This window comes from Candidatus Rokuibacteriota bacterium (genome assembly GCA_030647435.1).
Classification (GTDB): domain Bacteria; phylum Methylomirabilota; class Methylomirabilia; order Rokubacteriales; family CSP1-6; genus AR37.
Genome location: JAUSJX010000060.1, coordinates 100,544 through 123,078, shown reverse-complemented (window position 1 = coordinate 123,078; position 22,535 = coordinate 100,544). Strand labels below are relative to the sequence as shown.

The 22,535-nt window shown below is 68.2% G+C and carries 23 protein-coding genes and 2 pseudogenes; 12 read left to right on the top strand and 13 right to left on the bottom strand.

All coding sequences use genetic code 11. The annotated features are described in order from the left end of the window. Positions 1-628, bottom strand: a 628-nt coding sequence (locus Q7W02_11255; protein ID MDO8476741.1) for a 2-dehydropantoate 2-reductase N-terminal domain-containing protein, incomplete at its 3' end; no start/stop codon positions are given. 131 nt (positions 629-759) lie between these two features. Here Q7W02_11255 and Q7W02_11250 point away from each other — a divergent pair. The 4 genes from Q7W02_11250 to Q7W02_11235 are packed head-to-tail and all read left to right on the top strand — an operon-like array spanning position 760 to position 4,490. Continuing rightward, on the top strand, positions 760-1,188 hold the full coding sequence (locus Q7W02_11250) for a PaaI family thioesterase (GenBank protein ID MDO8476740.1): 429 nt from the start codon (positions 760-762) through the stop codon (positions 1,186-1,188). Between the two features lie 23 nt (positions 1,189-1,211). Next, entirely contained in the window at positions 1,212-2,183 is a 972-nt protein-coding gene (locus Q7W02_11245) for a 2-hydroxyacid dehydrogenase (protein ID MDO8476739.1), read from the top strand. A 32-nt stretch (positions 2,184-2,215) separates the two neighbouring features. Next, positions 2,216-2,782: a TMEM165/GDT1 family protein gene (locus Q7W02_11240; GenBank protein MDO8476738.1), complete on the top strand. Its 567-nt coding sequence runs from the start codon at positions 2,216-2,218 to the stop codon at positions 2,780-2,782. Positions 2,783-2,795: 13 nt separating this feature from the next. Further along, positions 2,796-4,490, top strand: coding sequence for an IlvD/Edd family dehydratase (locus tag Q7W02_11235; GenBank protein ID MDO8476737.1), 1,695 nt, complete (start codon positions 2,796-2,798; stop codon positions 4,488-4,490). A gap of 1 nt (position 4,491) precedes the next feature. On the opposite strand, the gene Q7W02_11230 is transcribed toward Q7W02_11235, so the two are convergent. After that, entirely contained in the window at positions 4,492-4,950 is a 459-nt protein-coding gene (locus Q7W02_11230) for a nuclear transport factor 2 family protein (GenBank protein MDO8476736.1), read from the bottom strand. A 289-nt stretch (positions 4,951-5,239) separates the two neighbouring features. On the opposite strand from Q7W02_11230, the gene Q7W02_11225 reads away from it, so the two are divergent. Beyond that, positions 5,240-6,367: a DGQHR domain-containing protein gene (locus tag Q7W02_11225; protein ID MDO8476735.1), complete on the top strand. Its 1,128-nt coding sequence runs from the start codon at positions 5,240-5,242 to the stop codon at positions 6,365-6,367. 16 nt (positions 6,368-6,383) lie between these two features. Here Q7W02_11225 and greA read toward each other — a convergent pair whose 3' ends face one another. From greA to Q7W02_11200, 5 genes are all read right to left on the bottom strand, one after another. Then, entirely contained in the window at positions 6,384-6,866 is a 483-nt protein-coding gene (gene greA, locus Q7W02_11220) for a transcription elongation factor GreA (protein MDO8476734.1), read from the bottom strand. 16 nt (positions 6,867-6,882) lie between these two features. Continuing rightward, positions 6,883-8,793, bottom strand: coding sequence for a peptidyl-prolyl cis-trans isomerase (locus Q7W02_11215; GenBank protein ID MDO8476733.1), 1,911 nt, complete (start codon positions 8,791-8,793; stop codon positions 6,883-6,885). Between the two features lie 313 nt (positions 8,794-9,106). Beyond that, entirely contained in the window at positions 9,107-9,889 is a 783-nt protein-coding gene (locus Q7W02_11210) for an NCS2 family permease (protein MDO8476732.1), read from the bottom strand. Between the two features lie 26 nt (positions 9,890-9,915). Then, complete coding sequence (locus tag Q7W02_11205; GenBank protein MDO8476731.1) at positions 9,916-10,749, bottom strand: tRNA (adenine-N1)-methyltransferase; 834 nt, start codon at positions 10,747-10,749, stop codon at positions 9,916-9,918. A gap of 13 nt (positions 10,750-10,762) precedes the next feature. Then, the gene (locus Q7W02_11200) at positions 10,763-11,977 is read right to left on the bottom strand and encodes an MFS transporter (protein ID MDO8476730.1); all 1,215 of its coding nucleotides are present in this window, start codon (positions 11,975-11,977) and stop codon (positions 10,763-10,765) included. Positions 11,978-12,004: 27 nt separating this feature from the next. Here Q7W02_11200 and Q7W02_11195 point away from each other — a divergent pair, with 27 nt between their 5' ends. Next, positions 12,005-12,391, top strand: coding sequence for a VOC family protein (locus tag Q7W02_11195; GenBank protein MDO8476729.1), 387 nt, complete (start codon positions 12,005-12,007; stop codon positions 12,389-12,391). Positions 12,392-12,430: 39 nt separating this feature from the next. Here the strand turns inward: Q7W02_11195 and Q7W02_11190 are convergent, their stop codons facing one another. From Q7W02_11190 to Q7W02_11165, 6 genes are read right to left on the bottom strand one after another with little or no spacing between them, the layout of a single operon-like run. Next, positions 12,431-13,603 carry an acyl-CoA dehydrogenase family protein gene (locus Q7W02_11190; GenBank protein ID MDO8476728.1) on the bottom strand — a complete coding sequence of 391 codons (1,173 nt, stop codon included), beginning with the start codon at positions 13,601-13,603 and terminating at the stop codon, positions 12,431-12,433. Positions 13,604-13,633: 30 nt separating this feature from the next. Continuing rightward, complete coding sequence (locus tag Q7W02_11185; protein MDO8476727.1) at positions 13,634-15,028, bottom strand: HD domain-containing protein; 1,395 nt, start codon at positions 15,026-15,028, stop codon at positions 13,634-13,636. A 19-nt stretch (positions 15,029-15,047) separates the two neighbouring features. Beyond that, positions 15,048-16,067: a S1C family serine protease gene (locus tag Q7W02_11180; GenBank protein MDO8476726.1), complete on the bottom strand. Its 1,020-nt coding sequence runs from the start codon at positions 16,065-16,067 to the stop codon at positions 15,048-15,050. Between the two features lie 2 nt (positions 16,068-16,069). After that, a complete protein-coding gene (rfbB, locus tag Q7W02_11175) occupies positions 16,070-17,086 on the bottom strand; it encodes a dTDP-glucose 4,6-dehydratase (GenBank protein ID MDO8476725.1) in 1,017 nt (338 codons plus the stop codon). A gap of 7 nt (positions 17,087-17,093) precedes the next feature. Beyond that, entirely contained in the window at positions 17,094-17,630 is a 537-nt protein-coding gene (locus Q7W02_11170; protein ID MDO8476724.1) for a dTDP-4-dehydrorhamnose 3,5-epimerase family protein, read from the bottom strand. Beyond that, the gene (locus tag Q7W02_11165; GenBank protein ID MDO8476723.1) at positions 17,630-18,691 is read right to left on the bottom strand and encodes a glucose-1-phosphate thymidylyltransferase; all 1,062 of its coding nucleotides are present in this window, start codon (positions 18,689-18,691) and stop codon (positions 17,630-17,632) included. The genes Q7W02_11170 and Q7W02_11165 overlap by 1 nt, the downstream gene beginning before the upstream one ends. A gap of 149 nt (positions 18,692-18,840) precedes the next feature. Between Q7W02_11165 and Q7W02_11160 the strand changes: the two are divergent. From Q7W02_11160 to Q7W02_11135, 6 genes and pseudogenes are all read left to right on the top strand, one after another. Continuing rightward, a pseudogene (locus Q7W02_11160) lies at positions 18,841-19,146 on the top strand (rhodanese-like domain-containing protein). A 27-nt stretch (positions 19,147-19,173) separates the two neighbouring features. Then, positions 19,174-19,950: pseudogene (gene moeB / locus Q7W02_11155) on the top strand (molybdopterin-synthase adenylyltransferase MoeB). 107 nt (positions 19,951-20,057) lie between these two features. Continuing rightward, entirely contained in the window at positions 20,058-20,594 is a 537-nt protein-coding gene (locus Q7W02_11150; GenBank protein MDO8476722.1) for a hypothetical protein, read from the top strand. A gap of 90 nt (positions 20,595-20,684) precedes the next feature. Continuing rightward, complete coding sequence (locus Q7W02_11145) at positions 20,685-21,773, top strand: uroporphyrinogen decarboxylase family protein (protein MDO8476721.1); 1,089 nt, start codon at positions 20,685-20,687, stop codon at positions 21,771-21,773. Positions 21,774-21,896: 123 nt separating this feature from the next. Next, on the top strand, positions 21,897-22,100 hold the full coding sequence (locus Q7W02_11140; GenBank protein MDO8476720.1) for a hypothetical protein: 204 nt from the start codon (positions 21,897-21,899) through the stop codon (positions 22,098-22,100). 78 nt (positions 22,101-22,178) lie between these two features. Continuing rightward, a complete protein-coding gene (locus tag Q7W02_11135) occupies positions 22,179-22,532 on the top strand; it encodes an HAD family hydrolase (GenBank protein ID MDO8476719.1) in 354 nt (117 codons plus the stop codon). Positions 22,533-22,535 lie beyond the last annotated feature (3 nt).

Below are 22,535 nucleotides of genomic sequence, written 5' to 3'. Positions count from 1 at the left end.
CCGAATCGAAGCCGGACAGGCCGGAGATTGGATTGACCATGCAGTTGACGGCCAGCTTGGACCAGCGCTCGCCCCAGAGATTGGTCGTGACCTTGCTGGTCGCGACGTCGTTCATGATGCGCGCGATCTCCCGCGCCCGCGGCGTGTCCTTGCCGTCGTGCTCCCCGATCTTGAAGCCGATGGCGCCTCTGTCGGTGCGGATCGCATGGCCCGCCTCGTACATGCCCGCGCTGATCGTGATGACGCAGCCGAGCGTCCGCTCCCTGCCCGCCACCGCCGCCACGCGCTCGTCGTTGATCCCGTTCTGGAAGTCCACGACCACGCCGTCCGGCCGGCGGAGATTGGCCACCGCCATGGCGGTTGCCCACTCGGTGTCGTAGCTCTTGACCGAGATGAAGACAGCGTCGAAGGGCTCGCGGATGCTCTGCACCTCGTGGATGTGGAGCGCTTTGACAGGCACCACGTGCTCGCCGCAGGTGCCCGAGAGCCGGAGGCCCACATGTTTCATTGCCTCGACGTGCTCCGGCCACTGCTCGATGAGCGTGACGTCGTGGCCGGCCTTCGTCAGCATGCCGCCGACGATCGAGCCGATGGCCCCTGCCCCGATGATGCCGATCCTGATTGCCATGTGTCCTCCTTGGTCCGAGCGGTTCCCGGGCCAAGTCAGGAGTCTACCATTGTCGCCGCGGGCACTGTCGCCGCGGGCATCGCCGCGCTGCGATTGAGTCTCGCGCGGGTTTTCGGTATAACTAGGCCTCCATGCCCGCCGACCTCCTGACCCTCACCCGCGAGCGCGCCCAGGCCAATCTCTTCTGGCGCTACCTGGGCGTCCAGGTCGACGACGCCGGCGAGGGCTGGGTGCGCCTCCGCGTGCCCGTAGGGGACGGGCTCCGGAACGCGGCCGGCGCCCCGGTGCACGGCGGCGTGCTGAGCGCGCTCGTGGACATGGCCGTCGGCGGCGCTCTCGGCACGACCCACGACAACGCCGCCGGCGGCGTCGGACAGACCACGCTCGACCTCAACGTCAGCTTCCTCGCCGCGGCGGGTGACGGCGACATCGTCGCCGAGGGACGGCTCCTGCGCCGCGGGCGCTCCATCGCTTTCGGCGAGGCCCGCATCACCGACGGCGCGGGCAAGCTCGTCGCCGTCGGGCGCGCCACCTACATGCTGCTCCCACCCAAGACCTAGCACCCGCATCAAAGGAGAGTCCTGTGGCCACCAAGATCGTCTTCGCCCCGAAGATGCCCGACCCCATTATGGATACCGCCCGCTCAATGATCCCCGGGGGCTTCGAGATGGTCGTCACCGAGCACGACGACCCGAACTTCCTCAAGCACGTGGCGGGCGCCGAGTACTACGTCGGGTTCCCGCGGGCCGGCATGGGTGAGGCCTTCTTCAAGGCCGGGTCGGGACTCAAGCTGGTCCAGCTGATCAGCGCGGGCTACGACAGGATCGACGTACCCGCAGCGAAGAAGGCCGGCGTGCCCATCGCCAATAACGGCGGCTCCAACTCCGTTGCCGTCGCCGAGCACACCCTCATGCTGATCCTGGCTGTCTACAAGAAGATGGCCTGGCACCACGTCAACGTGACGCACGGCAAGTGGCGGGTCGGCGACTTCTCCACCACGCGGACCTACGAGCTGGCGGGCAAGAAGCTCGGCATCGTAGGCCTCGGCACCATCGGTAAGAAGGTCGTGCGCCGCGCTGCCGGCTTCGACATGGACATCCAGTACTACGACATCGTCCGGCTCACGGAGGACCAGGAGGACGCCCTGGGCGTCAAGTTCACCCTTTTCCCCGAGCTGCTCCAGACCTCCGACGTGGTCAGCCTGCACGTGCCGCTGAACGACGCGACCCGCAAAATGATGGGCGCGCGCGAGTTCGCGATGATGCAGAAGGACGCCATCCTGATCAACACCTGCCGCGGCCCCGTCGTGGACGAAGAGGCGCTGCGCCACGCGCTGCTCTCGAAGCAGATCTCCGCGGCGGGCCTCGACGTCATGGTCGAGGAGCCGCCGCTCATCAACCACCCGCTCTTCGGTCTCGAGAACGTCACCTTCACGCCGCACTCGGCGGGGCCGACCTGGGAGAACTGGACCAAGGCCTTCAGGAACGCCTTCGACAATGTCCAGCGTGTGGTGCGGGGTGACAAGCCCCTCTGGGTGATCCCCGAGCTGAGGTAGCGCGTGGCGGCCGGCGCGGTATCATCGGCGGGATGACCGCGCTGTGGACCTCTTTCGCCGTCGTGGCGCTGGCGGAGATGGGCGACAAGACGCAGCTGATCGCCTTCTCGCTGGCGACGCGCTACCGCCGGCCGTGGACGGTGATGCTGGGGATCCTGCTGGCGACGCTGCTGAACCACGCCCTCGCGGCCACTGCCGGCGTGTGGGTGGCGCGTCTGATCCAGCCCTGGGCGCTCGCGCTGCTGCTCGGCGTCACGTTCATCGGCTTCGGCGTGTGGACGCTCTTCCCTGATACGGCGGAGGAGCCGGGGCAGCATCCCGGCTGGGGGCCGCTCTTCTCGACGATCGTGATCTTCTTTCTCGCCGAGATGGGCGACAAGACCCAGCTCGCCACCGTGGCCTTGGGCGCGCGCTACGCTTCGACGGCGCTCGTGACGGCGGGCACCACGGCGGGCATGCTGGCGGCGGACGGTGTGGCCGTGTTCGCGGCCACGAGGCTCGACCGCGTCGTGCCGTTCCGCTGGGTGCGCCTGGTCGCGGCCGGGCTCTTCTTCATCTTCGGCCTTGGCGCCCTTGCCGGCGCCGCGGGCCTCTTCTGACGGAGCGCGAGACATGGACCAGGGACTTTCTCGCGGGCTGACCAACTACGGCGACCGGGATTTCGCGCTCTATCTCAGGCGATCGTTCGCCCGGTCCATGGGCTACTCGGCCGAGAGCCTCGCCAAGCCCGTCGTCGGCATCGCGGACTCGGGCAGCGGGTTCAACAACTGCCACCGCCACTTCCCCGAGCTGATCGATGCGGTCAAGCGCGGCGTTCTCGCGGCGGGCGGCCTGCCGATGGACTTCCCGACGATCTCGCTGGGCGAAGTCTTCCTCGAGCCGACCAGCATGCTCTACCGCAACCTCATGTCCATGGACGTCGAGGAGATGGTGCGCGCGCAGCCGATGGACGCCGTCGTCCTCGTCGGCGGCTGCGACAAGACGGTGCCGGCACAGTTGATGGGCGCGGCGTCCGCCGGTGTCCCTGCCATCCAGCTCGTCGGGGGGCCCATGATGACGGGGCGCTGGGAGGGCGAGCGCCTCGGGGCCTGCACCGACTGCCGCCGCTTCTGGGCGCGCTACCGCGCCGGCCAGATCTCCAAGGACGAGATCGAAGGAATCGAGAGCCGGCTCGCGACGACGGCGGGCACCTGCGCGGTCATGGGCACGGCCAGCACCATGGCCTGCCTCGCCGAGGCCCTCGGCATGACGCTGCCGGGGACGGCGGCGATCCCCGCCGTCCACGCGGACCGGCTGCGCGCCGCCGAGGCGACGGGCGAGGCCGCGGTGCGGCTGGCCGCCTCGCGCCTCACTCCCGATCGTGTCCTCACGCCCGAGGCGATCGAGAACGCGCTCCGCGTGCTGCTCGCCATCGGCGGCTCGACCAACGCCATCATCCACCTGACGGCGATCGCGGGCCGCGTGGGCGTGCCGATCTCCCTCGAGCGGCTCAACCGGATCTCGGACGAGACGCCGGTGCTGGTGGACCTCAAGCCCTCGGGCGATTTCTACATGGAGGACTTCTTCAACGCGGGAGGGCTGGGCGCCGTTCTCGCCGAGCTGCGGCCCCAGCTCCACCTCGGCTGCCTGACCGTCACGGGCGAGACGCTGGGCGCGCGGCTCGACGCGGCCCCGCGCTACGTGGACCGCTCGGTGATCCGCGCCCGCACCGAGCCGATCATGGCCGTGGGGGGGCTCTGCGCCCTCTTCGGCTCTCTGGCGCCGGGCGGCGCCATCCTCAAGCGCTCGGCCGCGGACTCGCGCCTCTTCGAGACCGAGGCCGCGGCCGTGGTCTTCGAGTCGCTCGAGGACCTGGCGGCGCGCGTCGACGATCCTGCCCTGCCGGTGACGCCCGAGAGCATTCTCGTCCTCAAGAACGCGGGCCCCAAGGGCGCGCCGGGTATGCCCGAGGCGGGTTATCTCCCGATCCCACAGAAGCTCGCGCGCGCTGGGGTCAAGGACATGGTGCGCATCTCAGACGCGCGGATGAGCGGCACGGCCTTCGGCACGATCGTGCTCCACGTGACGCCGGAGGCCGCCGTGGGCGGTCCGCTGGCGCAGGTCGAGACGGGCGATCGGATCCGTCTGAGCGTGAAGGAGCGGAAGCTCGATCTCCTGGTGAGCGAGGCTCTACTCTCGAAGCGGCGGGCAACGTGGAAGCCCGTCATCCCGCCGGAGCGCGGCTACCGGAAGCTCTACCTGGACCACGTGCTCCAGGCCGACGCCGGCTGCGACTTCGACTTTCTTCGAAAGGCGCCGGCCCGCTGACCTATCGCCGCGCGCCGGCGTGGATGTCGGGGTTGCCCGTGTTCCAGTAGACGGTCTGCTTGACCGCGCTGATCTTCCACCCGGCGGGCGTGCGCACGAGGGCGTGGGTGTAGGCGCAGTAGGTGTCGAAGCGCTCGCCGTCCTCGGGCCGGAAGCGGTGTATCACCGCGGCGGACACGCACGTGGCGCGGTCGCCGTCCACGGTGACGAGGTGGTTGGCGCTCAGGTGCAGCGTCTTGAGCCTCTCGAGCGCCGCCCGTCTCAGGGCGACGAAGTCATCGGCCTTGACGGTCGACGGCGGTTCGCCGCGCAGATCCGAGTAGTCGGTCTCGATCTCGTCCGCGAAGCAGCGCCGGCACGCCGCCCAGTCCTTGACGTCGAGGGCTCGGGCGAAGCCAAGCACGACATCGATCACCGCGGCGCGATCCTGAAGGGTACTGAGTGAGCGTTCATCCGTCATGGCTTGGACGGCCTCATTTGCCCCCATTTTTGCTTGGAAATCCGCGACTTGTCGCCAATCCACCGATTCCGGATGCCGTTTCCCAATCTTTTCACCAGGTTAGAGGACTCATCCCCAGCTTGCCCACAGGTTGTGGGTAAGGCTACCCAAGACCACATCATACAGGGTGTCTCCACCAGTGGGCAGTCTCAAAAAAGGCAAATGTTGACAGGGGTTTATCCTTCTATTAGAGTATCGCCTGCTCGGACCCAGTAACTCACGCTGACCTCAGGAAAGGTGGAGGAGGGTCATGATCACCGTTCCCGCGCACCGCGTGAAGCAGTTTGGCGTGGAATTCTTCCAGGCCTCTTTCTCGGCCAAGGACATCGATCGCCTGGTCAAGTTCGAGGTCCTGGGCTACGCGGGCGCGGCCGCTCCTCCAGCCAAGGCCACGCGGGGCAATCGCGCGCGCGTGAACTGGGAGGCGCTCGAGAAGCGGATCGGCGAGAGCGAGGCCGCCTACCAGCGCCCGGTCATCCGCCGCAAGATCGACGAGCTCGTGGCCTACTACAGGGATTGCAAAGACGCGGGCACCCTGCCCGCCATTCCGGGCGCGGTCATCATCACCTCCGAGAAACGCTTCACCTTCACGCCGATGGCGAGCCAGCACGACCTGGGGCTCTTGCAGATCCCCGAGGAGCATGGCGTGCTCCGCGTGCTCGACGGCCAGCACAGGCTTCTGGCGCTCCACGCGCTCACGCAAGCGGGCGAGAATCTCAGCATCGAGGTCCCCGCGGTTCTCTTCGACAGGCTCGACGCGCGGCAGATCGTCGAGCTGTTCGTGACGATCAACGCCAAGCACACGCGCCTCAACCCCTCGCACATCGTGAGCCTGGCCGGCCGCAAGCTCTACCCCGACCCGAACCAGGCGCTGGCCCACGACGTCATCCGCTCGCTCAACGAGGACGACACCTCGCCGCTCGCCGGCGAGATCAAGATGCTCGGCACCGGGCGCGGCCGCGTCTCGCAGGCGCCGCTGGCCGAGGAGATCGTGGACTTCCTGGAGACCGTGGAGAAGATCGGCGGCGGGGCGCGCCTGACCGAGCTGCGCCAGGGGGCCAAGCGCTTCTTCCTGAACTACATCAAGGCGGTGGCGGGCGTGTTCCCCTTGGCGTGGGCCGGGCGCAAGTACTCGATCAAGACGGGCGCGGCGCTCCGCGCCTTCATCCGCGTGGCGCCCGACGTCATGGCGCGGGCGCGGGAGCTCAAGCGCGACGCCTTCGATCACAACGCGATCCGCGAGGCGGTCAAGCCCTGGGGCGACCGCCTGAAGGACCGCCGCTTCGAGACCGAGGGCGAGTGGAAGACCAAGCTCCAGGGCGGCACGCGCGGAACGGTGGAAGCGCTGACCCGCGAGCTGCGCGACGCGCTAAGGTAGGCGCCCGCGCCGCGGGCTACGCTTTCTCGTCCCAGGGAAAGTTCGCGGCGAGGATCTCGAAGGTCTTCTTGCCGCCCGGCAGCTCCGCCGTTACGGTGTCTCCCACCTTCTTGCCGATCAGCGTCCGCGCCAGCGGGGCCATGATGGAGATGCGGCCGCGGGCGGGATCGGTCTCCTCGGATCCCACGATCTGGTACCGGCTTCCCTTACCGGTTTCGTCCTCGAGGCGCACCGTGGAACCGAACGTGACGCGGTCGCCGGAGGTGGGCGGCTCGATGACCTCGGCCGCGCCCAGCTTGGACTCGACGTCGTTGATCCGCGCCTCGGTGAAGCTCTGCTTCTCGCGGGCGGCGTGGTACTCGGCGTTCTCCGAGAGATCGCCGTGGGCGCGGGCCTCGGCGATCGCCCTCGTGATGGCGGGCCGCTCGACGCGCTTGAGGCGGTCGAGCTCCTCCTTGAGGCGGGTGTGCCCTTCGCGCGTCATGGGCGTGCGCTGGATGGACATGCGTGTCTCTCTACCGCTCCGGGATCGTCTCGCCCTGCACCTGGATCTTGGCGCCCGTGAAGAGCGCCTTGATCCACCGCTCCCACGCCTGGTTCCGCTTCGCCTCGAGCAGCTGAACTCGCACCTGGTCGCGCACCTTGTCGAAGCCCTGGAGATCGGCGGCGCGCCGCTCGATCGTCTTGACCACGTAGAACCCGGTGCCGGTCCGCACGGGCTCGGAGATCGCGCCGGTGGGGGTGTGGAGCGCTGCCAGCAGCACCGCGCCCGGCAGCGCCTCCTTGTCTTTCGGAGGCTCGCCGCGCGAGAAGAGCTGCGTCTCGCCGGCAGCAAGCTTGTCGCGACGCGCGGCGGCCAGGAAGTCGCCGGTCCCCACGCTCGCCGCGAAGGCCTTGGCGCGCTCCTCGGCCAGGACCCCCGCGCGCTCGCGCTTGACCGCGTTCAGCGCCTTGTCCTTGATCTCGGCGAAGGGCGGCACACCGGCCGGGAAGGACTCGGCCACGCGGGTGATCACGAAGCCGCCCGGGGTCTTGATCGGCGGTGTCACGCCGCCCACCGCGAGACCGAAGATCGCTTCCTCGAGCTGCGGGTCGCGGCCGATGCCCTCGATCCCGTCACCCCTAGCAACCACCGCTTCCTTCCAATCGACGTCGAGCTTCTTCGCCTCAGCGGCGAAATCCTTGGTCGCGGCCAATGCGGGCCGCGCCTCGTCAGCCTTGGCCTGGGCGGCGCGCTCGCTGCGCTCGGCGGCGAGCTTCTCCTTGATCTTGGCCGCCGCGTCGCGGAACGGCTCGACGCCGCCGTCCTGCACGTCGGAGACCATGATGGCGTGGTAGCCGAAGGGCGTGCGCACGGGCTGGGGCGAGATCTCCCCCTTCTTCAGCGCGAATACCGCCTCCTCGAACTGCGGCACCATCTCGCCCTTGCCCACGAAGCCGAGATCGCCGCCCTGGGGCGCCGTCGCGGTGTCTTCCGACAGCTCCTTGGCGAGCTTGCCGAAGTCCTCGCCGGCCTTCGCGCGCCGGATCGCCTCCTCGACCTTGGCCTTGGACTTGTTCTCGGCCTCGCTGCCGCCGGTGGGCGGCACGCGCACCAGGATGTGCGACGTCTTGAGCCGCTTGGGCCGCTCGAACTCGGCCCGGTGCTCCTTGTAGTACGCCTCGGCGTCCGCGTCGGGCACGGCCTTGGCGAAGGCCTTGGGGGCGATCAGGACATACTGGATCCGGCGACGCTCCGGCCGGCTGAACTGGGCCTCGTGCGTCTTCACGTACGCTTCCGCGTCGGCGTCGCTGACCGTCATCTGGGCCACGAGCGGCGCGCTCTCGATGGAGGCCCAGTTCGCGCGCACGCGCTCGAAGCGCGTCATGTACGTTTGCTCCACCTCGGCGTCGGACACCTTGATGCCGTCCTTGACGAGCGCCTCCATCCTCTGGCGCACGAGGTCCCGGCGCACCTCGGTCTCGAACTCCCCGGGGTCCATGCGGGCCTGCTTGAGCTGGGCCAGGTACCGGTCGCGAGAAAAGCGCCCGTCATCCTGGAAAGCGGGAATCGACTGGATGCGGAGCCGCAGCTCCTCGTCGCCGACCGTGATGCCCTCGCGCTTGGCCTGCTGGATGATGAGCGCCTCCTGGACGAGGTCGCTGATGACCTGCTGGGTCAGCCCCATGCGCTCCGCCATCTCCGGCGTGATGTCCTGCCGGTAGGCGCGGCGATAGTACTCGAGGAGGTTCCGCTGCATGCGCTGGAAGCGGGCGGCCGGAACCTCCTCGCCGTTGACGGTGGCCGGCGCGTTCGAGCGCGCGCCGTCCCCCCGCATGGGGCCTGAGCCGTAGAAAAAGAGCGACGTGGCGATGAACGCGACGATGACGACCAGGAGGACGAACTTCAGCCCCCTGAAATACCCCCGCATGGCTCCGATCAGCAACGCGACCTCCTTCTTAGAGCGGATTCAGCCGGCGACGCGGCAGAGCACCTAGCCTACCACAGGAGCTAGAGGGCGTTGGACAGGCGGCTCAAAAAGGTCCAGATGCGAGGCGGCGCCCCGCTGTTCGAGTTGAGCGACGGCCTGTGCCGTCGCGAGACGAGGGCTGGGTTGATTCCGCACGCGAGGCGTACGACTGTCTCAGCCCTCGCCTCGGGGCTCCGCCCCTCAGCTCGAACTGCCACGAGCGTGCGGCCGAGGGCGCCCCAACAGTCTTCTTGCTAAATGATGCAGATGGGCCTTTTTCAGCCGCCTGCTAATTCCGGAGGAGGGGGCGGATTGCGGGCAGCGCGAAGTAGATGAGGAAGGCGGCCGCGGCTCCGTACATCATGCCGTGGACCTCCGCCCCCTTGCCGCGCAGGAGCTTGATGGCGCAGTACGCGACGAAGCCCGCCCCGATGCCGTCCGTGATCGAGTACGTGAAGGGCATCAGCGCCACGGTCAGGAGCGCCGGGAATCCCTCCTCGAGGCCGCCGAAGGGAATGTCCCGGACGAGCGAGGTCATGAGGAAGCCGACCAGGATCAGCGCGGGCGCCGTCGCCTGGGCGGGCACGACGCCTGCCACGGGAGCGAAGAACAGCGCCAGGAGAAAACAGCCGCCCGTGACCACGGAGGCGAGGCCGGTGTGCGCGCCGGCCGCCACGCCGGCCGCCGACTCGACGTAGGTCGTTGCCGACGACGCGCCCGCCACCGCCGCCAGCGAATCGACGAGCAGGACGCGATTCAGGCGCGGGAGCCTGCCGTCGGGAGTGAGCCATCCCGCCTCGGCGCCCACCCCGATCACCGTGCCCATGGTGTCGAAGAAGTCCGAGGGCATGACGGAGAAGATCGTGACGATGGCGGTCAGGACCCCGACGCGGGCGAAGATCGAGAGGTCGAAGCCGGCGCCCAGGCTCGAGAAGTCCGGCCAGGCGACGAAGCGCGCCGGGATGCCGGCGAAGCCCAGGATGGCCGGGTCACGAAGATGATGTAGGCCATGACCATGAGGGTGGTCTGGCCCCCGCGGACCTCGCCGCCCACTGTCGCTCCGGCGGGACAAAGTCCGAACCAGCGCTTTAACAGCACTCAGTGGCCCTCGGGATACTCGACGTGAGGCTGCGCCCCACCCTCCTCCGGCACCACGCGCCGCGCGACGGTGAGAAAGCCCGTGTGCGCGACCATTCGGTGGAAGGGACGCACCGACAGCCCGTCGATGTTCCACGGCCGCATCAGCGTCTCGAAGGTCTCGACGAGCGAATAGCCGGGGTGCCGGCGGAGCGCTTCGGACAGCTGGTGGGACTGGATGATCGTGGGCACGTACGAGAGAAAGACGCCGCCCGAGCGCAGCACGTGCGTGACGGAATCGACCAGATGCCACGGCTCGGGCAGGTCGAAGACGGCCCGATCCACCGGCTCCTCCTCGGCGAGCCCCTCCTCCACGGGCCGCAGCCGGACCGCGAGGTTCGACACCTCGCCCATGCGCATCTTGATGTTGGCGAGCGCGCGCCGCGCGAAGTCCTCGCGCTGCTCGTACGTGATGACCTTGCCCTCGGGCCCGACGGCGCGCAGGAGCGCCAGCGTCAGCGCGCCCGATCCCATCCCCGCCTCGAGCACGCGCGCGCCCGGGAAGATGTCGGCCCAGAAGAGCACCATCGCAAGGTCTTTCGGGTAGATAACCTGGGCGCCGCGCGGCATGTCGAGCACGTACTCGGCCAGCGTTGGGCGCACCGCGAGGCAGCGCGTGTTCTTGGATGTGCGCACCCACGAGCCGTCGGGCCGGCCGATGATGTCCTCGTGCTTGATCCACCCGCGGTCGGAGTGGAAGGTCTCGCCCTTTCGCAACAGGATGAGATGGCGCTTGCCGCGCTGGTCGATGAGCAGCGTCTGCTCGCCATCCTGGAAGTGGGAGAGGAGGCTCACGGGCAGGCTCAGGTCAGCGCGAGCGCGGCTCGGGCAGCGTCAGGGAGACCGCGCAGCCCAGGATCGGCATGAGCGCCGAGATCCACAGCGCCGAGGACAAGCCCCAGTGGTCCGCGACCCAGCCGAGCGCGGTGGCGCCGACGCCGCCCGCGCCGATGGCAAAGCCCACGATGAGCCCTGAGGCCATCCCAAGATTGCGCGGCATGTAGGCCTGCCCCAGCACGACGGCGACCGTGAAGGTCGACACGAGGACGAACCCGAGGGCGGCCAGGAACACGAAGGTCCACACGCCGCTCACGAGCAGGAACGCCACGGCGAGTGGGGCGGCAAGGAAGAACACGCTGACCATGTAGCGGCGGTGGCCGACCCGGTCCGAGATCGGTCCCGCGATGAGCGTGCCCACGGCGCCCGCGCCGAGGAAGACGGCCAGGAGCGTGCCGACCATGCGCGGGTCGCCCCTGAGGACTTCGAGGTAGTAGAACGGCATGTACGTCGTGAACCCGAGCTGGGTCCACGACCGGATGGAGACGACGAGCACGAGCAGGCTCATGCCTCCCACCATGGTCTTCGGCGCCAACGCCGCGCCCTGCGCGCGCCCCGGCAGCGGCCGCGACAGCCCCGGCAGCACGGCCATGAGGAGCCCCGCCACGAGGAGCCCCGGCAGGAACATGCCCAGGGTGCCGGGCATGCCGAAGCCCGTGAGGAGGAGCGTGATGAACGGCGGTCCCGCCGCGATGCCGATGTTGCCGCCGGTCGAGAAGATGGAGACGCCCGTCGCCTTGCGCTCCCCGGCGACCTGGGTCGCGGTGCGATAACCCTCGGGGTGGTACGCGGCGATGCCGAAGCCGCTGATCATGACGAGCGCCAGCACGGCGTAGTAGGACGGCGCCACGCCGCTCAGCGCGATGCCCACCGAGGAGAGGAACACGGACAGCGGCAGGAGCCACCGCCGCGCCGTCTTGTCGGCGAGGAAACCGAAGAACGGCTGGATCAGCGACGACGTGATGTTGGCCATGAGCACGATCACGCCCGTCGCCGTGTACGTGAGACCGAGCGCGGTCTTCAGATACGGCAGGAGCGCGGGGAGCGAGCCCTGGTTCGTGTCGATGACGAGATGCCCGAGCGCGAGCAGCCCGAGCAGCTTGTAGTTCGGCCTCGCTTTGTCGGCGGGCGCTGCGACGGCGCGGCCCGGAACGGCAACCGCTGGCGCGCTCGAGTCGGGCGTCATAGACCCCTATGCTACACTACCGCCGCCATGCGAGTCAGCGAGTTGGGACACGTTTCCCTCTTCGTGCGCGACCTCGGTTCATCCGTTCGGTTCTATCGAGACGTTCTCGGCCTCCGCGAGACGGGTCGCGGCAAGGATGGGCGCATCGTCTTCCTCTCCGCCGGCGCCCACCACCACGACGTCTCGCTCGAGGTGGCGCGCATCGAGGCGAAGCCTCTTCCCGCCGGAGCGCCCGGCCTCTACCACGTCGCCTTCTGCGTCGGCAGCACGCGCGAGGCTCTGCAGGCTGCGCGCCGCGAGGCGGAGCAGGCGGGGCTCCAGCCTTTCGGCGAGGTGGGCGGCGCGACGCCCTGCTTCTGCGTCAAGGATCCGGACGGCCACACCGTCGAGCTCTACGCGGCGCTGCCCGCCTGACGCACGCGCCACGTCGCCGGGTCGCGCCCGGAGCGGCGCTCACATGCCGAAAGCGTCGAGACCCGTGATGTCGCGTCCGATGATCAGCGTGTGGATGTCGTGGGTGCCCTCGTAGGTGTTGACGGTCTCCAGGTTCATCATGTGGCGGATGATCGGGTGCTCGTCCACGATGCCGGCGGCGCCCAGGATGTCGCGCGCCAGGCGCGCCGTGTCGAGCGCCATCTGGACGTTGTTCCGCTTGGCCATGGAGATCTGCTGCGCCCTGACCTTGCCCTCGTCCTTGAGCTGGCCCAGGCGCAGGCACAAGAGCTGGGCCTTGGTGATCTCCGTGATCATCCAGACGAGCTTCTGCTGGACGAGCTGGAACGAGCCGATCGGCTTCCCGAACTGGATGCGCTGCTGGGAGTACTGGAGCGCCCAGTCGTAGCAGCCCATGGCCGCGCCGATCGCCCCCCACGCGATCCCGTAGCGCGCCTGGGAGAGACAGCCGAGCGGTCCCTTGAGCCCCTTGACGCCGGGCAGCTTGTTCTCGAGCGGGATCTTGCAATCGGCGAAGGCGAGCTCCGACGTGATCGACGCACGCATGGAGAACTTGCCGTGGATGTCGAGCGTCGAGAAGCCGGGCGTGCCGCGTTCGACGAGGTAGCCGCCGATCTCGCCGTCGTCGCCCTTGGCCCAGACCACGGCGACCTCGGCGACCGAGCCGTTGGTGATCCAGAGCTTGGTGCCGTTGAGCACGTACTCGTTGCCCTTCTTGATGGCGCGCGTCGCCATGGAACCCGGGTCGGATCCATGATCCGGCTCGGTCAGCCCGAAGCAGCCGAGCGACTGTCCGGACTGGAGTCGCGGCAGCCACTTCTCCTTCTGCGTCTCCGAGCCGTAGGCGTAGATCGGGTACATGACGAGGCCGCTCTGCACCGAGGCGAAGGAGCGCAGCCCCGAATCCCCGCGCTCGAGCTCCTGCATGATGAGCCCGTACGCGACGTTGTCGAGGCCGGCGCAGCCGTAGCCCTTGAGCGTGGCGCCGAAGACGCCCATCTCGCCCAGCGGCTTGGCCACCTCAAGCGGGAACGTCTCGTCGCGGTGGTGCCGACTCACGATCGGCACGAACTCCTTCTCCACCCAGTCCCGGACGGCGTCCCGCACCATCCGCTGCTCTTCCGTCAGCAAGGCCTCGATGCCGTAGTAGTCGACGCCGCGATAGGTGTCCATCGGTGAGCCCTCAGGTCTAGAGGTTGGCGACTAGAGGTTGGTCGGGTGGGCGGGGCGCTCTTCTCCGAGCGCCTGGTTGAGCGCCTTCGCAAGCGCCTGATCGTGTTCGTGGGTCTTGGCGAAGATGCGGCACTGCGCGACCTTGCCGGGCAGGTACTTGAGCAGCTCCTTGAGCGGCTCCGCCGATACGGAGCGCGTGGCCGAGTCGTAGACGTAGATCTGGCGGTCCTGCATCCCGATGGGGTTGAGCGGCCGCGGGTCCTGCTGGGCCATGTCGATCTTGAACGGGAAGTCCCGCATCCCCGCCGGCAGGAGCTCGCGCACGCGCTGCTCGACCTCCTCGGCCTTCATGAAGCCGAACCCCCTGCGCGGCTCGAAGAGATCGAGGACGACCTCGTGGGACATCCGCCACTTCAGGCGCCGGTCGAGGATGTGCCGCCACTCCTGGCCGAGGGTCTTGCGCTCGGGATCGCCGGCGTCCTGCCAGCGCGCGACCTCCTCGAGCAGCGTCCACTCGGTCAGGTGGAGATAGGGCGCCAGGTCCTTGTTGAGATCGTAGGGGAACATGAGCCGGATGGTATCGCGGAAGATCTCCTTCAGGTGCAGGTCGATGCCTCGCGTGGTCCGGTGATAGTAGACGTTGGTGTACATGTAGAAGCGGGCGTTCAGGAACATGATGAACGCCTGGATGCCCCCGCGGTCGAGCGTCAACCCTTTGTCGCTGAAAAACGAGTAGTAGATGATCCGCTCGATGTCGATGGGCCCGACGGCCACGCCGCACATGTACGAGTCGCGGAGCACGTAGTCCATGTTATCGGCGGTGTAGATCCCGCTGAGGAGCGGCTTGAGGTGGGCGAGCCAGCGCGGGTGCTCGGCCTCGGGCCGCGTCCGGTCCTTGCCCATGAGGTAGCAGATCCAATCGGGGTTGATCGCCTCGCCGGTCTCGAACGGCGCCGATGGGCTGCGCCTGAGCCCGCGGATCAGGTCGGCGATCTGCTCGCGGATGATCCGCTGGCCGACGATCTCGTGCGTGAGACCGAAATCCACCAGGAAGTTGTCGTCGAAGAAGTGCCCGAAGGGCCCATGTCCGATGTCGTGGAGGAGCCCCGACATCCGCAGCAGCTCTTCCAGGAGCGCCGCCGACGGGGCGTCCGGGAACTCGGCCTTGAGCGAGGGGTGCAGCTGCTGGGCGAAGCGGCCCGCCAGGTGCATCGCCCCCAGCGAGTGCTGGAATCGGCTGTGCTCGGCGGCCGGGAAGACCCAGCGCGCCGACTGGAGCTGCGGCACGCGCCGGAGCCGCTGCATCCAGGGCGAGTCGAGGAGGTCCTGCTCCGTCGCCTCGCCGGGGATGCCGTCGGGGCGCGTGTAGAGGATGTACTGATGGATGGGGTCGGCGATGAGGCCGCGCCCCTGGTAAGTGTCCACGCCACGCATCGTGGGCCCGCTACCGGTCGCCGGTCTTGAGGAGGCGGTAACGGTCCACGGGGCGCACGGTGATCGCCTCGAGGCGTGCGGCGCGCATGACCACGAGCTGCACGTCCTGCCCGATCACGCCAAGCCAGAGCCGCCGGTAGAACTCCGCCTGGCTCGAGACCTCGGCGCCGTTGACGCGCACGATGACGTCGCCCGGGCGGAATCCCGCCGTGCGCGCGGGTCCGATGGGCGAGACGCCCGCCACGACCACGCCCCCGCCCACGAGCTCTCGCGTGTAGAGGCCGATCCACGGCCGCGGGCGGCGGCTCTCGACGCGGCCCTTGGCGATCAGCTCCTGCTTGCCGCCGAGGAACTGCTCGATCGGGACGGCGAGGTTGACGAAGGGCGCTTCCCCGAGTCTCAGCAAGATGATGCCCACGACGGCGCCGGTCGCATCTACCAGGGCCGCGCCGCCGAAGGCCGGGCTGTAGGGCGCCACGAGGATCGCGCGGTCGAGCATGTACTCCCACGAGGCGGCGAAGGGCTTGATCTCCTGGACCTTGCCGGGCACCGCTACGAGCTGGCCGTCATCGTCGAGACCCACGGTGCCCGTCAGGTCTCCGACCGCCATCCGGGTCGAGTCGCCGAGCGTGGCCGCCCGCCAGGGCCCGGGCCCGTCCAGCTTGACGACTCCAAGCCCCGACTCGAGGTCGAGACCGACGAGCTTGGCCGGGACCTTGCGCCCGTCGCGGAGCGTCACGTCGATCCACGCGGCGTCCAGCAGGACATAGCTCACCGTGAGCGCGTACCCGGCCTGGTCGAAGATGACGCCGCTGCCCCAGCGCTCGGCGCCGAGCGTCGCCACGGACGACCGGTCGGGGGGCACCTCGACGTGGATGCCGACGATGGACGGCGCGACGCGCTCGATATGAGACGGGAGGGAGGAGATTCGGTTCGGGTCCGGCCGGGGCGCGCCGCCCTTCGGCGCCGCGACGAGCAGCGCGGGGAGCGCCAGCAGCAGGACGGCGGCGATCAGGACGGAGCGGCGCATGGCTATCTTGTCTCAGCTCGAACTGCGGTCAGGTACTGCTTCTCGTAGTACGCGCGGAAGGCGCCGGACTTGATCGGCTTCCACCACGCCTCGTGTCCCTTGTACCACGCCACGGTCGCCTCGAGGGCGGCGGCGAAGGGATGCGCCGGCTTCCACCCGAGCGTCCGGACCTTGGTCGAGTCGAGCGCGTAGCGCCGGTCGTGGCCCGGCCGGTCGGCCACCGGGGTGATGAGGCTCTCGGGCTTGCCGAGGAGGTGCAGCACCTGCCGGGTCAGCACCACGTTCTCGGCCTCGTGGCTGCCGCCGATGTTGTAGATCTCGCCGTCCTTGCCCTTGCGGAGGACGAGGTCGATGGCCGCGCAATTGTCGAGGACGTAGAGCCAGTCGCGCACGTTCTTCCCGTCGCCGTAGAGCGGCAGCGGCATGTCTTCGATCGCGTTGGTGATGAAGAGCGGGATGACCTTCTCCGGATACTGGTACGGGCCGAAGTTGTTGCTGCTGCGCGTGATCACCACGGGCAGGCGGTGGGTGATCCAGTACGCCTTGGCGAGGAGGTCGGCCGCGGCCTTGGAGGCCGAGTAGGGATTGGACGGGTTCAGCGGGTCGAGCTCGCGCGCGCCGCCCTTGGCGATGCTCCCGTACACCTCGTCGGTCCCGACGGCGAGGAAGCGCCCGATCTTCCGCTCCCGCGCGGCCTCGAGGAGCGTGAAGGTGCCGCTGACATTGGTCTTGAGGAACTCGCCGGCGCCCGCGTTCGAGCGGTCCACGTGGGTCTCGGCGGCGAAGTGGACGACCGCCGCCGTCCCTTCCATCGCTTCGTCCACGGCGGCGCGATCGCAGATGTCGCCGTGGACGAAACGGTAGCGGGGGTCCTTCTCGACGTCGCGGAGGTTCTCGAGGTTGCCCGCGTAGGTCAGCTTGTCGAGGTTGACCACCGCGTCCTCGGGGTGATTGGTCAGGACGTGGCGGACATAGTTGGAGCCGATGAAGCCCGCCCCACCCGTCACGAGGATCTTCACGGGCGGCTTATCCCCGCACGACGTCCCAGACGCCGGCGCCGGCAAAGTCCCAGGGCAGCCGCCCCTCGTCGCACTCGGCCGGGGCCGCCTGGAACTGCGCGTCGACGAAATAGATGATCCGCCCGCGCGCCGCCGCGAGGTTCCTCACGCCGTGCGCCACGCCAGGCGGAATGCGTACGAGGCGCGAGGCGCCGTCGCCCAGGACCAGCCGGCGCGCGACGCTCGAAGTCGGCGAGCCCGCGCGGACGTCGAGCAGCACCAGGAGCATCTTGTCGCCGGGCGGGACGAACCAGGCATCCGTCTGGCTCCGATGGATATGGAAGGCCTTGATCGCGCCGGGCTCCAGCTCGCTGTAGTTGATCTGCTTGACCTCGAAGCCTTGGAAAGCCGCGTGGATGCCGGCGCCGAGACGCCCGAGCTCCGTGAAGTTCCCGCCGTCGTCCGCGATGCGCTTGAGGTCGACGAGCTCCACGCCCTGGATGGCCGGCTGCGCGGCGTAGTCCTGCACCAAGTAGGCGCGCTGGGCGTCGTCGTTGAGGCGCATCAGACGAGCCCAACCTCGCTGCGGTCGCCCAGCATGAAGTTGAACGACCTCGGCTTGCGCGCGCTCTTGTGGATGGACACGTTACGCCCGATGAGGCTCGACTCGATGCGGCCGCCGATGTCCGAGATGCTGGCGCCCTCGAGGACGATGGAGTGCTCGACCTCGCTGCCCCGCACCACGACGCCGTCGCCGATGGAGGTGAAGGGCCCGATGTACGCGTTCTCGATCACGGCGCCCTTGCCGATGATGGCCGGCCCCCGCACCGTGCTCTTGACCACCCGCGCGCCGGCCTCGACCACGACCTTGCCCGCGATGTCGGAGTCCTCGACGACGCCGTCCGTCCTCGGCACGAGCGTGTCGAGGATGATGCGGTTGGCCTCGAGCAGGTCCTCGAGCTTGCCCGTGTCCTTCCACCAGCCTTCGATGATGTGCGGCCGGACGACGTGCCCCTGGTCGATGAGCCACTGGATCGCGTCGGTGATCTCGAGCTCGCCGCGCGCCGAAGGCTTGATGGCCTTGACCGCCTGGAAGATCGTCGCGTCGAACATGTAGACGCCGACCAGCGCCAGGTCGGACGGCGGGACCTTGGGCTTCTCGATGAGCCGGACCACTTTGCCGTCCCGAAGCTCGGCGACGCCGAACTGGGTCGGATCGGGCACGCGGGCGAGCAGGATCTGGCTCTGCGGCTTCTCGTCGCGGAAGCGCGTGACGAGCGGCTCGAGCTTCTCGCGGATCAGGTTGTCGCCCAGGTACATGCAGAAGGAGTCCGAGCCCAGGAAGGGCTCGGAGACGAGGACCGCGTGCGCGAGTCCCAGCGGGGCATCCTGCTGGATGTACGTCACCGACACGCCGAAGCGCGAGCCGTCGCCGACGGCGTCACGGATCTCCCGGTGGGTCTCGCCGACGACGATGCCGATCTCGCGGATGCCGGAAGCCGCCAGCGCCTCGATCCCATAGAAGAGGATGGGCTTGTTGGCCACCGGGATCAGCTGCTTGGCCGAGGTGAAGGTGATGGGGCGGAGCCGCGTCCCGCGCCCGCCGGAGAGGATTAACCCTTTCATTTCGCGGCCGATTATAGCAGTCTTGTTCCAGCTCCGACAGGGAGGAGGGCCTTCTTCCCTGCTCCGACCGGGAATGGTGGTAATATGAACCTGTAGATTCTAAAGACGCAACCGCCGCAAGGAGCGATCGCATGAAGACGTTGAAGGAGATGCTGGGCGAGGCCAGGCAGGTCATCCCGGAACAGCCGCCGGCCGAGCTCAAGAAGCGGCTCGACGCGGGCGAGGCCGTCGTGGTCATCGACGTGCGTGACCCAGACGAGTACCGCGACGGCTCGATCGAAGGCGCGAACAACATCAGCCGCGGCTTCCTCGAGTTCCGCATCGGCACGGCCGCGGCCGATCAGACGACGCCCATTGTCCTGTACTGCCAGACCGGGCTTCGCTCCATGCTCGCGGCCAAGGCGCTCCACGATCTCGGCTACACGAACGTGGTCAACCTCCAGGGCGGCTTCCAGCGCTGGGCCCAGTCGGGCCTCGGCGTCGTGAAGGACGCGCCGCTCGGCAGCGAGCAGATCCAGCGCTACAGCCGCCACTTCCTCCTCCCGCAGGTCGGCGAGAAGGGGCAGCGCAAGCTCCTGCGCTCGAAGGTGCTGCTGATCGGCGCGGGCGGGCTGGGCTCGCCGACGGCGCTCTATCTCGCCGCCGCGGGGGTGGGGACGCTCGGGCTCATGGACGGCGACGTCGTGGACGTTTCCAACCTGCAGCGCCAGGTGCTCCACACGACGGCCAGCGTCGGACGCCCCAAGGTCGACTCCGGCGCCGAGACCATCCAGGCGCTCAACCCCGACATCAACGTCATCAAGCTGCCCACGCGCATCGACGTGGACAACGTGATGGACATCATCAAGGACTACGACCTCGTCGTGGACGGCTCGGACAACTTCGACACCCGCTACCTCGTCAACGACGCCTGCTGCCTCGCGGGCAAGACCAATATCCACGGCTCGATCTTCCAGTTCGAGGGCATGGCGACGGTCTTCGCGCCGGGGCAGGGCCCCTGCTACCGCTGCCTCTATCCCACGCCGCCGCCGGCGGGCCTCGTTCCCTCCTGAAGCGAGGCCGGGGTCCTGGGCGTGCTCCCAGGCGTGATCGGACTGGTGCAGGCGACCGAGGTCATCAAGCTCCTGCTCGGCATCGGCGATCCCCTCATCGGGCGGCTCCTGACCTACGACGCCCTCGGCATGCGCTTCCGCGAGGTCAAGCTCAGGCGCGATCCGAAGTGCCCGGTGTGCGGCGAGCATCCGAGCATCCGGGACCTGTCGATCCACCGCGAGGGCGCCCCGGCGGCCTGCGGCATCGACGACAACGGCCATCAGGCCGCGGCCATCTCTCCCGCCGCCAAGGCCGGAGGCTAGCGGCTCCCCTCGTGTTGTGGGCGGCCGTCGCCGGCCGGGCCCTCGGCCTGCTCGTGATGGCGCTCCTCGGCTGGCAGATCCTCGAACGCGAGTTGGATTTTAATTCAACGACCGGGCCGCTGCGCTTCATTCACGGCATCGACCTTGTCCTCCACGAGGCCGGCCACACCTTCGCGCTCTTCCTGCCGCGCTTCCTCTACGTCCTCGCCGGCTCCGCCCTCCAGGTCATTCTGCCCGCCGGCTGCGCGTGGACCTTCCTCCACCAGCGCCAGCTCGGCTCGTTTGCCGTCGCGCTCTTCTGGACCGGCGAGAGCGTCACCGACGTCGCGATCTATATGGCTGACGCGAAGAAGCGGGCGCTGCCGCTCCTCGGCGGCGACCCTACCGGCCACGACTGGAACTATCTTCTCGGACAGCTCGGGCTGCTCAACTGGGCGCAGCTTCTCGGGCGGCTGACCTTCGGCCTGGGCATCGTGATGATCACGATCGCGCTCGGCATCCTCGCCAACGAGACCTATCGCGCCTGGCAGCGCGCTTCACGCACCTGAATCCCAGTTGGGACAATCACGCGCCGGGCCTTGAGGCCGCCGTCGACTTGGGCAATAATCGCGGCGATCCGCTTCGAAGGAGGCCGCCACATGGAAGAGGAGAAGACGACCCAGTCCACGCCGCGCGAGCGCGTCGTCGCCGCCTACAAGGGCGGGTTCGCGGACCGCGTGCCGGCGTACCCCATCGCCGGCGCCTTCGCCGGCTGTCTGGACGGCCTGTCGATCGAGGAGTACTGCACCAACCCCACCAAGGCCGCCAAGGCGATGCTGAACTACTACGAGCGCTACCAGCCCGATATCATGATCGCCTTCAACGACCTCGCCAAGGAGGCCGAAGCCGTCGGGTGCCGCGTGAAGTACTCGGACTACGTCGTCCCATCCATCGACCGTCACGTCCTGCAGGACGACAAGGGCAAGCTCGCGTCGCTCGAGATCCCCGACCCGAAGCGTGACGGGCGGCTGCCGGCATTTCTCGAGCAGTGCTCGGCGCTTTCCGCCGCCGGGATCCCGAGCCCGCTCGGCTCCGTCAATGTCGGCCCCTGGACGATCGCCATGCTGATGCGGAATCCGGAGGTGATGTGCCTCGACACCATCGACGACCCAGAGTTCGTCCACGAGCTGATGCGGTTCACGACGGAATACGCCAAGGTCGTGGGCGACGCGGTCCTCGAGACCAAGATCGGCCTCAGCTACTCGGACCCGACCGCCTCCTGCTCGCTCGTGGGGCCCGACACGTATCGGGAATTCATCAAGCCCTACCACAAGGATCTGGTGGACTACTTCAAGGCCAAGCGAGTCGGCACCACGGTGCACATCTGCGGCACGACCCACCAGATCCACGAGGACCTGATGGACGTCGGGTTCGTGGCGATCACCATCGACCTCGACCAGCAGGACGATCCGGCGCTCAAGGTGGACCAGCTCGACAAGCTCGTCACGCTGGGCAACCAGCGGGGCGTGGTGGGGATCGGCAACGTGGACGTGACCATCTTCGAGCGGGCCACCCGGGCGGAAATCGAGGCCGAGGTGCGGCGCTGCATCGACACGGTCGGGCGCCGCTCCCGCTTCGTGCTGTCCACCTCGTGCGAGCTGCCGCCGCGCTCCAACCCCGACTGCGTCCGGTGGTTCATGGAGGCCGCCCGCGAGTACGGGCGCTACGAGCGGATCCTGGACCGCTGAAGGGGGCCCGTCGCCGTCCCTTCGATGCCGGTCGCGAATCGGCGAGGGAGAGTGGAGGGCGGTTAAGCGAACGGTCCCATCCGTCACTTGAAGAAAGGCGCTGAGAACATCCATACTCCTACCATGAGCCTAAAGAAATCGGCATTTCTGGCACTGGTCGGAACGGTCATGCTGACGGTTCTGTTGATAGCGGGTTTCATCTTCGACGTACTGAATCTTCTGCGTGGTCTGATTCCGGCGACTAGATTGTTGACTTCCTTCATCTACGCCTTCGCTGGCCTGAGTGCGGTGCTGTTCCTGTACGCCTTTCACAAAGCGCAGTCGTGATTCGGGAAGGATTCATCGCGGTCCGCTGGGCTTCGGAAACGGATTGTGATGCCCACGCGGTGGCTGGAGGAAACCGCTATGGTCGTGTACGCGTTCGACGTGGATGAGACACTGGAGGTCAGCAAGGGTCCTGTGAAGCTGTTCGATCTCGTCGAGTTGCGCGAGCACGGCCATATCGTCGGCCTCTGTGGGAATTGGGCGATGGTGACGCTTCACTGGCCGGACTGGCACCACATCTGCTCGTTCGTGGGGCCATGCGGCATCGAGAAACACGACCTTTTGCGCCAGCTGCGGCAGTACATTCCGGGGCATGACTACGTGATGGTCGGCAACTTCCTTGGCATTTCCGGTGCGAGCGACGACCGTGGCGCTGCGGAGCGCGCAGGCTGGCGCTTCATCCAAGAAAGCGAGTTCGCCAAAGGGGTACGCTGAATG

Bases quoted from the DNA above. Each gene is read 5' to 3' on its own strand.
- Q7W02_11225 (MDO8476735.1), top strand. From the start codon at position 5,240: ATGATCACCGTTCCCGCGCACCGCGTGAAGCAGTTTGGCGTGGAATTC.
- Q7W02_11190 (MDO8476728.1), bottom strand. From the start codon at position 13,603: ATGGACACCTATCGCGGCGTCGACTACTACGGCATCGAGGCCTTGCTG.
- Q7W02_11140 (MDO8476720.1), top strand. From the start codon at position 21,897: ATGAGCCTAAAGAAATCGGCATTTCTGGCACTGGTCGGAACGGTCATG.
- Q7W02_11200 (MDO8476730.1), bottom strand. From the start codon at position 11,977: ATGACGCCCGACTCGAGCGCGCCAGCGGTTGCCGTTCCGGGCCGCGCC.
- Q7W02_11230 (MDO8476736.1), bottom strand. From the start codon at position 4,950: ATGACGGATGAACGCTCACTCAGTACCCTTCAGGATCGCGCCGCGGTG.
- Q7W02_11250 (MDO8476740.1), top strand. From the start codon at position 760: ATGCCCGCCGACCTCCTGACCCTCACCCGCGAGCGCGCCCAGGCCAAT.
- Q7W02_11235 (MDO8476737.1), top strand. From the start codon at position 2,796: ATGGACCAGGGACTTTCTCGCGGGCTGACCAACTACGGCGACCGGGAT.
- Q7W02_11135 (MDO8476719.1), top strand. From the start codon at position 22,179: ATGGTCGTGTACGCGTTCGACGTGGATGAGACACTGGAGGTCAGCAAG.
- Q7W02_11195 (MDO8476729.1), top strand. From the start codon at position 12,005: ATGCGAGTCAGCGAGTTGGGACACGTTTCCCTCTTCGTGCGCGACCTC.
- Q7W02_11145 (MDO8476721.1), top strand. From the start codon at position 20,685: ATGGAAGAGGAGAAGACGACCCAGTCCACGCCGCGCGAGCGCGTCGTC.
- Q7W02_11170 (MDO8476724.1), bottom strand. From the start codon at position 17,630: ATGCGCCTCAACGACGACGCCCAGCGCGCCTACTTGGTGCAGGACTAC.
- Q7W02_11240 (MDO8476738.1), top strand. From the start codon at position 2,216: ATGACCGCGCTGTGGACCTCTTTCGCCGTCGTGGCGCTGGCGGAGATG.
- Q7W02_11165 (MDO8476723.1), bottom strand. From the start codon at position 18,691: ATGAAAGGGTTAATCCTCTCCGGCGGGCGCGGGACGCGGCTCCGCCCC.
- Q7W02_11180 (MDO8476726.1), bottom strand. From the start codon at position 16,067: ATGCGCCGCTCCGTCCTGATCGCCGCCGTCCTGCTGCTGGCGCTCCCC.